Consider the following 12,645-nt stretch of genomic DNA (forward strand, 5'->3'; position numbering starts at 1 on the left):
ACGGCCTAGAGGCGCTCCACGAACCGGCCCAGCGCCATGAGCGGGAAGTAGTGCCGGTAGAGGTGGTAGCGCAGGTAGAAGTGGCGCGGGAACCCGGTGCCCGTGAACGCCTCCTCGCTCCACGAGCCGACCTCCTCGCCGCCGGCGAGCTGCCGCTCCACGAGCCACGCGATGCCGCGCCGGACGGCAGCGTCCTCGCCGGAGCGGTAGGCGAGGAGCCCGATGAGTCCCCACGCCGTCTGCGAGGCGGTGGACGGGCCGCGCCCCATGGCGGCGCGGTCCGCGTAGGACTCGAGCCCCTCGCCCCAGCCGCCGTCGGCGTTCTGCACCGAGTCGAGCCAGCGGAGGGCGCGCGCGACCATCGCGTCCGAGGCGGGGACGCCCTGGCGCGCGAGGCCGGCGAGGACGTTCGACGTCCCGTACACGTAGTTCACCCCCCAGCGCCCGTAGAAGCTGCCCTCGGGCTCCTGCGCGCGCCGGAGGTAGGCGACGCCGCGCCGGCAGGCGCCGCGCAGGCGCGTGTCGTCGAGGAGGCCGAACGCCTCGAGCACCCGCCCAGTCACGTCGGGGCTCGAGGGGTCGCAGAGCGAGTCCATGTCCGAGAACGGGATCTCGTTCAGGAACAGCCTGTCGTTGTCGCGATCGAACGCGGCCCAGCCGCCGTCCCGGTTCTGCATGCTCGCGACCCAGGCCGCCGCGCGACGGACGGCGTCGCCCTCCCCCGAGGCGGGGTCCTGCTTCAGGAAGCCGATGATCACCGCGGCGGTGTCGTCCACGTCCGGATACCAGCTGTTGGCGTACTCGAACGCCCAGCCGCCCGGCGTGCCGTGCGGATCGTAGACCCTCCAGTCGCCCCAGTCGTTCGTGAGCTGCTTCCCCTCGATCCAGCGCCGCGCGGCGACGAGCCGGGGATCGGCGGGATCGGCGCCCGAGTCGAGGAGGCCGACGAGCGCGAGGATGCTGTCCCAGACCGGCGACTGACACGCCTCCACGCGGAGCCCCTCGGCGTCCGAGAAGGTGAACCGCTCGATGGCCTCGAGCCCGCGCCGGACCGGGTCCGAGTCGAGCCCGTGGCCCGCCGCGTGGAGCGCGAGGACGCCGTTCAGCATGGGCGGGAAGATGCCGGCCCAGTCCCCGCTGGCCTCCTGCCGCGCCAGGATCCACTCCTCGCAGGCGCGGAGCGCCTCCCCCCGCAGCCGCGAGAGCGGCGGCAGCCGGCGCGCGCGCTCGTGCGCGCGGAGCAGGACGTCCGCGGTGTTGAAGAGCGCCTTCCAGCCGGGGCCGTGGCGGAGCACCGTCGCGAGGACGGACTCGCGGTAGGGCACGCGCTTGTCGGCGGGATCGAGCCAGAGGTGATCGAGCCAGGGGTTCGCGTCGGAGCGGCCGTTCGGGAGCGCGAAGACCGGCCGGTGGTGGAACAGCACGAAGAGCGGGACCATCGTCGAGCGCGCCCAGCTCGCGAGCCGGTAGGCGTTCACCGGCGCCCAGCGCGGCAGGAAGATGACCTCCGCGGGGACGATGGGGACGGCCTCCCAGGGGAAGAGCCCGAAGAGCGCGAGGTTGATGCGCGTGAAGACGCGCACCCGGGCGAGGCCCCCCGCGGCGCGGATCGCCCGCTCCGCCGCGCGGAGCCGCTCGTCCTCGCGATCGAGCCCGAGGAGCCGGAGCGCGAGGTACGCCTCGGCGGTGGTGGAGACGTCGCCGGGAAGGGTCGAGGCGATGCCGAAGCTCCCGTCCGGCTTCTGGCGGGAGCAGAGGTAGCGGACGAGCGGCCCGCGCCGCCCCGAGAGGTCGAGCCCGAGCGCCTGGCGGAGCAGGACGTACTCCGCCGTGACGGTGACGTTCGACTCGAGCTCGGCCCGCCAGTGATCGCGCCGCTGCGTGCGGTAGAGGAAGTCCTGGGCGGCGAGGGCGGCGCGCCGCGCCGCGAGCGCGAGGGCGTCCTCCGCCAGCCGGACGTGGCCGCTCATTGCGCGTGGCCGTTGGTGGCGGCGAGCGAGGCGCGCCAGACCGCGCCGGGCACGAGCGCGAGCTTCTCGCTGCCCGAGAGGCTCGCCCGCCGGCGGAAGACGTCGTAGCCGTTCGCGCGGATCTTGCCGAGGATGGCGGAGTAGGCGTCCACGGCGAACTGGAACGCGAGGCGCCCGCGCGCGTCGGCGAGGAGCGGGATGAGCCCGAGGCCGCGCTCGTAGAGGCCGCGCGCCCGCGCGATCTCGAAGTCCATGAGCGCGCGGAAGCGGCCGTCCACCCGCCGCGCGGAGAGGTGGCCCTCGCCGAGGCCGAAGAGCGCCAGGTCCTCCTCTGGCAGGTAGACCCGCCCGAGCCCGAGGTCCTCGCCGACGTCGCGCAGGATGTTCGTGAGCTGCATCGCGGTGCCGAGCGTCTTCGCGTGCTCGAGCGCGTCGGTCCCCGCGCGGTAGCCGGCGACCGGGGTGATCATGAGCCCGACCGTCCCGGCGACGCGGTAGCAGTACCGCTCGAGGTCGGCGAACGTCCGGTAGCGCGCGCCGTCGAGGTCCATGAGCAGCCCGGCGACGAGATCGTCGAACGGCTCGAGGGGGATGCGGTGGCGGCGCACCGTCTCGCCGAGCGCGACGAAGCGCGGCTGCACGCTCTCCCCGAGCACGGCCCGGCGCAGCTCCTCCAGCATCCCGGCGAGCTTCGCCCGGATGCGGTCGGGCGTGTCGTCCGGCCCGGGGACGTCCACCGCGTCGTCCGCGACCCGCGCGAAGCCGTACAGCGCGGCGATGTCGCTGCCACGCTCGGGCCCGAGGAGCTTCGCCATCATGTGGAACGTCTTCCCGTGGACGCGGAGGATGTCCCAGCACTCCGCGAGCCCGCGACGCCCCAGCTCCGCCGTGTCGGGCGTCTGCCCGCACGGCTCCGCGGTCACTCTCACGGTGTCCATTCGGTCCCCCCTTCGACGAGTTCCTCGTGCGCCGCGGCCGGCCGCGCGCGCGCGCGCCCGGTCCGCCGGGCGAGCCGCGCGTGGGCGCGGAGCGCGGCGATCTTCCCGGAGAGCGCGGCCGTCGGCGCCGCGCCCGGCCAGACGGTGAAGTGGCCCGCGGCATGGAAGTTCGCGAGCGGCGTCTCGACGTGCGCGAGCGGGTTCGAGAACGGGAAGTTCCTGAGGTTGAGCTCGAACCCGCAGGAGCCGCCGAAGGCGTTGCGCGTGAAGCGCACGGTGGACGGCGGCGCGCCCACGTCGAGGTGGACGACGTGCCCGGCGACCCCGGGGACGAGCCCGTCGAGCTTCTCGAGGAGCTCCGCCGCCGCCTGGCGCTTCAGCGCGCGGTACGCCGGGGGCCGGGGCGGAGGTCGCGCGGCCTCGCGGGCGGGATCGCCGGAGAGCCCCGTGCGCCAGCCGTCCTGCCAGTCGTGCCGCGTGAACGCCTGCACCACGAGGGCGGAGCTCCCCTCCGGAGCGAGCGAGGGGTCCCCGATGCCGTGCGCCGTCACCTCGAGGAAGGCGTGCCGGTGCGCGACGGGATCGGCGGGATCGATCTCGGTCCGGCAGGCGAACGAGGGGAAGTAGAAGACGTGCGGCGTGCGGAGCCGCTCGCGGAGCGCCTCGGGCGGGAGGTCGAGGCCGAGGTACACGGAGACGAGCGCGTCGGAGGAGCGCGCGCGGTCGAGGCGCGCGAGCGCGGCGGGCGAGAAGCGCTCGCGGCCCACGAGCCGGTGGACCGCGAAGCGGTAGTCGCCGGTGTACACGACCTCCTCCGCCTCGAGCCGCTCGCCGCGCCCGGTGCGCACCGCGACCGCGCGGTCGCCGCTCACGTCGAGCGCCGTGACCGTGCGCCGGAAGAGGAACCGCACGCCGCGCTCCTCGAGCCGCGCCACCCAGCGGTCGAAGAACCCCTGCAGCCCGCCCTCCGGATACCAGTAGTCGCTCGCCCACAGGTGCCAGAACGCCGACGCCACGAACACGTTCATGCGCGTGTAGCCGCAGCCGGCGAGGAGGTCGCGCACGCCGGAGGGCGGGAGCTCGCGCTCGTACCAGGCGGCGGAGTCGTCGAGGAGCAGCGTGCGGAGATCGCGGAGGCGCCGGACGAGCACCGCGGGCGAGCGCACCGCCTCGCGCTCCAGCACCCCGAGCGCCCAGCGCGCCGTGCTCGTGGAGCTCTCGTCGCGCACGTACGGCACGCGCCCGGGGACGAACAGCCGCGAGAGCAGCGCGGAGGTCCGCTCGTGGAAGGCGAACACCCGCCCGAGCGAGGCCGCGCTCTCCGGGAACGCCCGCTGCAGCGCCCGGCTCACCGCGCCGAGCGACGTCACGTCGACGTCCACGCCCGGCATGACGAGCCGGTAGTGAGCGCGGTGGAAGCGCGCGAGATCCGCGAGCCCGTACTGCTCGAGGAGCGGGAAGACGATGCCCATGTCCTCGAACGACTGGCAGCCGACGTCGAAGTAGAAGCCGCGCCGGCGGATGCCCCCCATGAGCCCGCCCGCCTGGTGGTCGTGCTCGAGGACGAGGACGCGGTGCCCGCGCTGGCACAGATCGGACGCGGCCACGAGCCCGGCGATCCCCGCCCCGACGACGATCGCGTCGAAGCGGCCCTCCGCCGCCTCGCGCGCCTCCCGGCGCGCGCGCGCCCTGTCGTCCGGATCGGTCATGTCAGGGGAACGCCGTGAGATCGCGGGCGCGGGAGAGCGGGCGGTCGCGCAGCTCGGCGACGCGCGTGCAGCCGGTGAGGAACATGGCGAGCCGCAGCTCCTGGACGAGCCGCTCGAGCTCCTCGGCCGCCGCCTCGGAGGACCGCTCCGCGGCGCGCAGGAGCGGCAGCGCGAGCGCCACCGCGTCGGCCCCGAGCGCGAGCGCCTTCGCGATCTCGATCCCGTTCCGGATGCCGCCGGAGGCGATGACCACCCGATCCGGGAGCGCCGCGCGGCAGGCGGCGATGCTCTCGACGGTCGGGACGCCCCAGCGCGCGAAGGTCTCGCCGAGGCTCTTCCGCGCGGGATCGCCCGCGCGCAGGCTCTCGACCCTGGCCCAGGAGGTCCCTCCCAGGCCGCCGGTCTCCACCCCCGCCACGGGCAGGGCGGCGATCTTCCGCGCCGTCGTGCGGGAGATCCCCGCCCCGACCTCCTTCAGCAGCACGGGCACGGAGAGCTCCGGGATCACCGCGGCGAGCCTCGGCGCGAGCGCGGCGAAGCGGGTGTCGCCCTCGGGCTGGATCGCCTCCTGGAGCGGGTTCAGGTGGAAGTTGAACGCGTCGCAGCCGACCTCGGAGACGAGCCGCCTCACCTCCGGGACGCCCACGCCGAGGTTGAGCTGCACCGCGCCGAGGTTCCCGAAGAGGAGCCGCAGGTCCGGCGCGGCCTCGCGCACCGCGTAGCTGTCGCGGCTGGCCGGGTCCTGGAGCATGCGCCGCTGCGACCCGAGCGCGAACGCGACGCCGCAGCGCTCCGCGGCGCGCGCGAGGCGCCGGTTCACCTCGCCCGCGCGCGGCGTCCCCCCCGTCATCGCGCCGACCACGATGGGCGCGGCGAGCTTCTTCCCGAGGAGCTCCACGTCCGTCCGCACCGCCGCGAGATCCACCTCCGGCAGCGCGTCGTGATCGAAGCGCAGCGCGGCGAACCCGGTCGCGTCGCCGCCCGGGAGCTCGACCTCCTCCGAGAGGCACAGGGCGAGGTGACTGTCCTTCCGCTCGGCGATGGACATCCGCAACCTCCCTCAGGTTCTGACGGGGGCTGCGCCCCCGCCCCGCCGAGCCAAGCTCGGCGCGCTCGTGCGCGCGACCGACTGACGCCCCACCCCGTCAGCCGGGTCCCGTGCGCCAACGCGCGCGGCTTCGCCGCGAACGCGATGGCGCCCCGGCGGACTCGCTTCGCTCGTCGGCTGCTCCCAGACCATGATCCCTCAGCGCATGAGCGACCGCACGGAGCGGACGACGTTCCCGACGGTCGCCATCGAGTCCTGCACGGCGGAGGGCTCGTAGCCCGAGTGCACCATGCAGTCCGCGCAGCGCGGGTGGCGCCCGGCCCCGAAGCGCTCCCACTCGGTGGTCTCCATGAGCTCCGCGAAGGTCTTCGCGTGGCCGCCCTCCGCGAACAGGTAGCAGGGGCGCTGCCAGCCGAGGACGCTGTAGTTCGGGCTGCCCCACGGCGTGCACTGGTAGTCGCGGAGGCCGGCGAGGAAGTCGAGGTAGAACGGCGAGTGGTTGAAGCGCCAGCCGCGCTCGCGCGCGGGCGCGAGCACGCGGCGGAAGAGCGCGCGCGTCTCGTCACGGCGCAGGAAGTGCTGCTGGTCCGGCGCCCGCTCGTAGCCGTAGCCGGGGGAGACGGTCATCCCCTCCACCCCGAGCGCCATCACCTCGTCGAAGAACCGGTGCACCTCCTCCGGGTCCTGGCCGACGAAGAGGGTCGAGTTGGTGGTGACGCGGAAGCCGCGCGCCCGCGCCGCGCGGATCACCGCGACCGCGGTCCGGTGCACGCCCGCGCGCTGCACCGACGCGTCGTGGCGCGCCTCCACGCCGTCGAGGTGCACGTTGAACGTCAGCCGCTCGTGGGGCTCGAAGAGCGCGAGCTTCTTCTCGAGCAGGATCGCGTTCGTGCACAGGTAGACGAACCGGCCCCGGTCGACGAGCCCGCGCGCGACGCGGGCGATCTCCGGGTGCAGGAGCGGCTCGCCGCCGGCGATGCTCACGACGGGCGCGCCGCACTCGTCGGACGCCGCCCAGCACTGCTCGGGCGTGAGCGAGCTCCGCAGCACGGGGTCGGGGTGCTGGATCTTCCCGCACCCGGCGCACTCGAGGTTGCAGCGGAAGAGCGGCTCCAGCATCAGCACGAGCGGGTAGCGCGTCCGACCGCGCAGCCGCTGGGCGACGATGTACCTGCCGACCGTGAGTGCCTGCTTCAGCGGGATGCCCATGCCGCCTTCCCCTCCCCGGAGCGGGGGAGGTAGCCCCGCTCCCCGAACCACGCGAGCGCGTCCTCGAAGGCGATCCGCACGGGCGTCTGCGGCAGCCCGAGCTCGCGCACCGCCTTGGCGGCGTCGAAGAACATTCGCCGGCGGGCCATGCGCACCGCCTCGAGCGCGACCGACGGCGGCCGGTGCGTGACGAGGCGCGACACCGCCGTGTCGAGGGCGCCGACCGCGAGCGCGGCGAGGTAGGGGAGGCGCACGCGCGGCGCCGGGCGGCCGAGGATCGCGCCGACCTCGGCGAGGATCTCGGCGAGCGTCATGTTCCGGTGGCCGAGGATGTAGCGCTCGCCGACGCGCCCGCGCTCCGCCGCGAGGAGGTGGCCCTCCGCGACGTCGCGCGCGTGCACCACGTTGAGGCCCGTGTCGACGAAGGCCGGGAGCCGCCCCCGCGCGAAGTCCACGAGGATCCGCCCGGTCGGGGTCGGCTTCACGTCCCACGCGCCGACCGGGGCGGACGGGTTCACCACCACCACCGCGAGCCCGCGCGCGACGTAGGCGAGCGCCGCCCGCTCCCCGGCGAGCTTCGAGCGCTTGTAGTGGCTCGTGAGCTGGCCGCGCGCGAGAGGCGTCGTCTCGTCGCAGGGGGTGGGGAGCGCGGAGAGCCCGACGGTCCCGACCGTGGAGGTGTGCACGACGCGCTCGACGCCTTCGGCGAGGCACGCGTCCATGACGTGCACCGTGCCGTCCACGTTCGAGGCGTACAGCTCGCGCGGGTCGCGGGCCCAGAAGCGGTAGTCCGCCGCGACGTGGAACACTCTGCGGCAACCGCGCACCGCGCGCCGCACCGCGTCGCGGTCGCGCAGGTCCCCCAGGGCGAGCTCGACCGGAAGTCCGTCGACGTTGGTGCGCGGCGAGCCGGGCCTCACGAGCACGCGCACCTCCGCGCCGCGCTCGAGGAGGAGCCGCACGACGTTCGCCCCGACGAAGCCGGTCGCGCCCGTCACGAGCGCACGGCCGGTCATCATTCTGCGCGGCGGCGGCTCGCGCCCCCCGGGCGCCGGATCTTCCGGTGAGTCGATCCCGTCGCGCAGTCCCGCCATTCCGCCTCGCAGCGCGCCGTGAGGCGCGTTCGCCCGAGAGTGAACCTCCCACCCATCGTGAGGCGTGTAGGATTCGTACCCCCCGCCGATCGCGCAACGGATCCAGGGTCGTCCGGATGCGGTCGCGCGAAAGAGTGCGACCGTCAGTAGCGTGCGGAGCCCCGTGCGGGCCTCGCCCTCGAGGGCTCGTGCGCTCGCGCGCGCGTCACGAGGAACGACGAGAGGCGCGCTCGCGGTGATGAGGGGGGTGCCGGCGGGACGGGCAGCCTCAGCCCGGAAGGGCGGCAGCGCCGTGGCGCTCGGCGGCCACCGCGGGGCGGACGTCGAGCCGGCGATCGCGGCTGTTGCACGGCGCTGCGCGCCCGGAGGTGCCCGCGCACGGTGCGAGCATCAGCCGGTCCGCCAGCGTGAAGGCGGAGGCTCCGGGCGCGACGAAGCGATCGACGCGTCCGCATCGGCAGCACCGGATCCGCAGCATCACCCACTCGGTCGCCCGCCTGGCCATGATCTCCTCCGAGGGGTCTCCAAAGCATCGGACGTGCCGGTCCGGATCCGCCTGGGCGGCAGACCGTCTCCCCGAAGGTCACGCGGGTACCGCGCGCTCGAGCGAACGTTTACGCCGGCGTCTCCGGCTGCTTCGCGTCGAGCACCTCGGGGCGATCGCCGGCTGGTCCGCCGGGGCGCCCTGCCCCCGCGCCGTCCACGCCGCTCGGCGCGGGCTCGCGCGCGAGGGCGGCGAGCTCGCGCAGCGTGGCGTTGTGCGGCGAGGAGCGGCGCTCCTCCTCCGCTGCATGGAGGAGCCGCTGCAGCTCGGCCCCGAGGCGGCGCAGGACCGCGGCGCGCACGTCGTCGGCGCGCGGCTCGCGGCGGAGCGCCTCGCGCAGGTCGCTCACGCGCACGGCGTCGACGTCGCGTCCGGGGACGTAGCCGACGCGGGGGCCAGCGACGGTGCGGACGAGGAGCCCGGCGCGCGCGAGCGCCTCGAGGATCTCCTCGACCTCCGCCGGCGGGACCTCGAGGAGCTGGGCGAGCTCGGCGGGCGTGCGCCGCGTCGCGCCGGCGAGATAGTCGCGGGCGACCTGCGCGGCGGTGGCGACCGCCAGCACCTCCTTCAGCGCCTGGTCCGCGCGCTGGCCTCGCAGCCGCTCCCGCACGACCTGCTCGTTCTGATGGCTCGCCGCGGTCTCCGCGCCGACGAGCACGATGAGCCAGGAGACGTAGGTCCAGACGAGGAAGATCGGGATCGCGCCGAGGACCGAGTAGAGCGCGTTGTAGTTCGCGACGCCCATCTGCAGCTGCACGTGCAGGACGAGGGAGCCCTGCCAGCCGATCGCGGCGAGCACCGCCCCGAGGAGCGCCGACAGCGGGCGGACCCGCACGTTGGGGAGGATCACGTACATCGCGAAGAGCGCGAGGGCCACCACCGCCACCGGGGTGAAGCCGAGCGCGAAGTCGATCGCGGGGCCGAGCCCCAGCCGCTCGCGCAGGAACACGACGACGCTCGAGCTCTGCGCCGCGGTCGACAGCGTCGCCGCCGCGAAGACCAGGATCGGGGTCGTCACGAGGAGCGTGACGTAGTCGGTGATCTGGCGCAGGAACGGGCGGGTCGTCTTCACGCCGAAGACGTCGTTGAGCGCCACCTCGATGCTCGAGACGAGCGACACGCTCGTGTAGACGAGGACGACGAGCCCCACCGCGCCGAGGCGCGACACGTCGGTCCGATCGACGAACTCGAGGATCCGCTCGCTCGCCTGGAACAGCGCCGGGTTGGGTCCGAACGTGTCCGCGAGGTAGGGCCGGACGAAGCCGTCGACGAAGGCCCGGTAGGCGCCGAACCCCTTCAGCACCGCGAACGCGAACGCGAGGAACGGCACCACCGAGAGCACGCTGTAGTAGGTGAGCGCGGCGGCGCGGACGGTGAGCCGGTTCTCGAAGAACCCGCGGACCGTGGAGTAGGCGAGCCGGCTCGCGCGGAAGAGCGCGGCCTTCGCCCGGGGCAGCTCCGCCGGGCGGACGTCCCAGATGCGGACCGCGAAGAACTCGCGCAGGCGGTCGAGGGGGTGCGTGGCGACGCCGGTCACTCCCCCATGATCCTTCGCCCCGGCGGACCGCGCCGCGCCGGGCGATCACCGCCCCGGCCGCTCGGGGGACGCCCGCACGCCCGGCCGGGCCGCGACGGCGAGGGCACCCCTTCTTTTCGCCACCCGAGGGCGATCCATCGCCGGCGACGCGGGAGGAAGATCGCGCTGGAAACGAGGGGAGCCATGGCCACGTTCAAGCATGTCCTCGCGGCGACCGACTTCAGCGAGGCCTCGGGGCGAGCGCTCGAGATGGCGTGCACGATCGCCCGCGACTCCGGCGCCCGGCTGACGGTCGCGCACGTCGCCGAGGTCCCGACCTACACCGAGTTCGCCGCCCCGGTCGACCTCGTGACGCCCATCACCGACCTGGCGGAGACGAAGCTCGAGGAGCTGCTCAAGTCGGTTCGCGACGTGTGCCCCGGGGTGAAGGGCGCCGTGAGGGTCGGCGCGCCGTGGGAGCAGATCCTCGCGGCCGCGGCCGAGGTGGGCGCGGACCTCGTCGTGGTGGGCACCCACGGACGTCGCGGCTTCGCCCACGCGTTCATGGGCAGCGTCGCCGAGCGCGTCGTGCGTCTCTCGCCGATCCCGGTGCTGACGGTGCGATCGCGCATCCCCTCCTGACGCGCGCGCCCGTCAGCCGTCACCGCCTCGCGGCGCCTCGCCCGCTCAGGCGTCCGTCGCGACGGCCGCGTGGGCGGCGGCCGGCAGCCGGCGCTCGCGGAGGAGCGCGCTGCAGAGCGCGCAGTTCACCCGGCTTCGGATGGTCCAGTGCGCCCCGGGGTCCACGACGCCGCACAGGATCCGGTGCAGGTCGCGGTCGTAGTAGTGGACGATCTTCTTCTGCTCGTGCTGCTCCATTGAAGCTCCGTCGAACCCGCGGGCCGGGTGAGGGACCGACCGCCCCAGCACCGGGCCCGCTTGCCAGGGGTTGTAACGCGCGACGGCGGGGTCTGCAGAGGCCAGGCGGTCCGCTCGTCCCTCGCGGAGCGTCGAGTGGCGCCCCCGGGGCGTGGCATCTTGCGGTACGCCCCACGAGACCGAGGAGCCCGCCATGGACGCCCCCACGCTCGCGAAACACCTCGAGAAGCACCTCCGCGTCGCCACCTTCCCGGTCGGCATCCGCCCGCTCGCGCCCGGCGAGCCGATGCCCGCGAAGGCCAGGCGGCCGTCGAAGGACCTCGGCGCGCAGGTCGCGATCTGCCAGTGCGTCGCGCTCGCGCGGCGCTACGGCTGGACGATCGCCTTCAGCGGTGAGGATCTCGCCTGCCCCATCGCCAAGGCGGCGTTCGGCTTCGAGGACCGCATCCCATACTACGAGCGCGGCTCGCTCGCCGAGGGGATGTACGCGTCGTGCCAGGAGGCGGGCGCGGCGTTCGAGTCGGCGCTGCCGCGCTTCGCTCCTAACGAGGTGTCGGGGGTGGCGCTCGGCCCGCTCGACCGCTTGACGTTCGAGCCCGAGACCGTGGTGGTCTACGGCAACTCGGCCCAGGTGCTCCGGCTCGTGAACGCCGCGCTCTACGAGAAGGGCGGCAGCTTCAAGACGGAGTTCACCGGGCGTGGGGACTGCGCCGACATCGTCATCCGCACGCGCCAGACGAAGGAGCCGCAGCTCATCCTGCCCTGCTACGGCGACCGCGTCTTCGGCCTCGCCGCGGACGACGAGATGGCGTTCACGTTCCCGTTCGGGATGGCGGAGGCGATCGTCGCCGGGCTCGAGGGAACGAGCCGGGGGGGCATCCGCTACCCCATCCCGACGTTCGCGCTGCGCGCGCACCCGGCGTTCCCGCCGAGCTACGTCGAGCTCGAGCGCCGCTGGCGCGCGGGCGAGCAGTAGGCCTCGCCGCTGCCGGCGTTCCGCGCGCCGGATCAGCCGGCGTCGGCCGCGTGCGTCGCCTCCGGCGCGGACGGCCGCTGCTCGCGCGCGCGAAGCAGCTCGCTGCAGCGCGGGCAGTTGACGGTCCTGCGCGTGGTCCAGTGCGCGGTCCGGTCCTCGATGCCGCAGAGGATGCCGGCACGCTCCCGGTCGTAGTGGTGGATCAGCCTGGCCTTCTCGGGGTGCTCCATCTCCGTCTCCCTTCGTGCGGCCGGGGAGGGAGCCACGGCTCCGAGCGACGGCCACACCTTGGATGCTTGTAGCGTCCAGTGCCCGGCTCCGCAGGCATCGAGCGGCTGCTCGCCTCGCCGAGGCAGGAGCTGCCGCCGCGCGGACGGGGCCGCGGCCACGGTCGCGCGGGCGCCGCCGTTCGTGGTGCCCCGCGACGCCCGCCGCGCCGTCGAGCGGGAGCGCTACGCTCGCGAGCGAAGGAGAAGCGACATGGCGACCACGCGAACGACCACCCGCAGCGCGGCGCGAGCGTCCCGGAAGCCGGCCAGGTCCTCGAACCTGGTCGCGCAAGACCTGGAGGAGCTCGGCCGCGTGCTGCAGGACACCGGGAAGAAGCTCGCCCGGCTCACGCGGAAGACGGTGACCACGGCGGCCGAGGACACCCTCGGCGCGGCGGCCAACGCGCTCGATCTCGCGCAGGGGAAGCTCAAGAAGATGCGGACGCAGCTCCGCCGGGCTCCGAGCGCGTAGCGCGACCCGGAAAGCTCCGAG

The 12,645-nt window shown here is 74.4% G+C and carries 13 protein-coding genes; 3 read left to right on the forward strand and 10 right to left on the reverse strand.

Annotated features, from left to right (window positions below):
- Positions 1–5: 5 nt before the first annotated feature.
- From shc to MNY62_RS07090, 8 genes are all read right to left on the reverse strand, one after another.
- On the reverse strand, positions 6–1,970 hold the full coding sequence (gene shc / locus MNY62_RS07055) for a squalene--hopene cyclase (protein ID WP_242343407.1): 1,965 nt from the start codon (positions 1,968–1,970) through the stop codon (positions 6–8).
- Positions 1,967–2,908: a phytoene/squalene synthase family protein gene (locus MNY62_RS07060; protein ID WP_242343408.1), complete on the reverse strand. Its 942-nt coding sequence runs from the start codon at positions 2,906–2,908 to the stop codon at positions 1,967–1,969. Before MNY62_RS07060 ends, shc begins: the two co-directional genes overlap by 4 nt.
- Positions 2,896–4,617: a phytoene desaturase family protein gene (locus MNY62_RS07065; RefSeq protein WP_242343409.1), complete on the reverse strand. Its 1,722-nt coding sequence runs from the start codon at positions 4,615–4,617 to the stop codon at positions 2,896–2,898. Before MNY62_RS07065 ends, MNY62_RS07060 begins: the two co-directional genes overlap by 13 nt.
- Before the next feature lies 1 nt (position 4,618).
- On the reverse strand, positions 4,619–5,665 hold the full coding sequence (gene fni, locus MNY62_RS07070; RefSeq protein ID WP_242343410.1) for a type 2 isopentenyl-diphosphate Delta-isomerase: 1,047 nt from the start codon (positions 5,663–5,665) through the stop codon (positions 4,619–4,621).
- A 198-nt stretch (positions 5,666–5,863) separates the two neighbouring features.
- Positions 5,864–6,874 carry an adenosyl-hopene transferase HpnH gene (gene hpnH / locus MNY62_RS07075; RefSeq protein WP_242343411.1) on the reverse strand — a complete coding sequence of 337 codons (1,011 nt, stop codon included), beginning with the start codon at positions 6,872–6,874 and terminating at the stop codon, positions 5,864–5,866.
- Positions 6,859–7,893, reverse strand: a complete 1,035-nt coding sequence (gene hpnA / locus MNY62_RS07080; protein ID WP_242343412.1) for a hopanoid-associated sugar epimerase — start codon at positions 7,891–7,893, stop codon at positions 6,859–6,861. The genes hpnH and hpnA overlap by 16 nt, the downstream gene beginning before the upstream one ends.
- 343 nt (positions 7,894–8,236) lie before the next feature.
- On the reverse strand, positions 8,237–8,473 hold the full coding sequence (locus tag MNY62_RS07085; RefSeq protein WP_242343413.1) for a hypothetical protein: 237 nt from the start codon (positions 8,471–8,473) through the stop codon (positions 8,237–8,239).
- A 109-nt stretch (positions 8,474–8,582) separates the two neighbouring features.
- On the reverse strand, positions 8,583–10,049 hold the full coding sequence (locus MNY62_RS07090) for a YhjD/YihY/BrkB family envelope integrity protein (RefSeq protein ID WP_242343414.1): 1,467 nt from the start codon (positions 10,047–10,049) through the stop codon (positions 8,583–8,585).
- Positions 10,050–10,232: 183 nt separating this feature from the next.
- Here MNY62_RS07090 and MNY62_RS07095 point away from each other — a divergent pair, with 183 nt between their 5' ends.
- Positions 10,233–10,670, forward strand: coding sequence for a universal stress protein (locus MNY62_RS07095; RefSeq protein WP_242343415.1), 438 nt, complete (start codon positions 10,233–10,235; stop codon positions 10,668–10,670).
- Between the two features lie 45 nt (positions 10,671–10,715).
- On the opposite strand, the gene MNY62_RS07100 is transcribed toward MNY62_RS07095, so the two are convergent.
- Positions 10,716–10,907 carry a hypothetical protein gene (locus MNY62_RS07100; protein WP_242343416.1) on the reverse strand — a complete coding sequence of 64 codons (192 nt, stop codon included), beginning with the start codon at positions 10,905–10,907 and terminating at the stop codon, positions 10,716–10,718.
- Between the two features lie 193 nt (positions 10,908–11,100).
- On the opposite strand from MNY62_RS07100, the gene MNY62_RS07105 reads away from it, so the two are divergent.
- On the forward strand, positions 11,101–11,883 hold the full coding sequence (locus MNY62_RS07105; RefSeq protein WP_242343417.1) for a DUF169 domain-containing protein: 783 nt from the start codon (positions 11,101–11,103) through the stop codon (positions 11,881–11,883).
- A 32-nt stretch (positions 11,884–11,915) separates the two neighbouring features.
- Here MNY62_RS07105 and MNY62_RS07110 read toward each other — a convergent pair whose 3' ends face one another.
- Positions 11,916–12,113 (reverse strand): hypothetical protein, encoded by a 198-nt coding sequence (locus tag MNY62_RS07110; protein WP_242343418.1) that lies wholly within the window; start codon positions 12,111–12,113, stop codon positions 11,916–11,918.
- Between the two features lie 250 nt (positions 12,114–12,363).
- On the opposite strand from MNY62_RS07110, the gene MNY62_RS07115 reads away from it, so the two are divergent.
- Positions 12,364–12,624 (forward strand): hypothetical protein, encoded by a 261-nt coding sequence (locus MNY62_RS07115; RefSeq protein ID WP_242343419.1) that lies wholly within the window; start codon positions 12,364–12,366, stop codon positions 12,622–12,624.
- Positions 12,625–12,645: the final 21 nt, after the last annotated feature.

Origin of the sequence: Anaeromyxobacter terrae, from assembly GCF_022690685.1 — a bacterium.
GTDB lineage: Bacteria > Myxococcota > Myxococcia > Myxococcales > Anaeromyxobacteraceae > Anaeromyxobacter > Anaeromyxobacter terrae.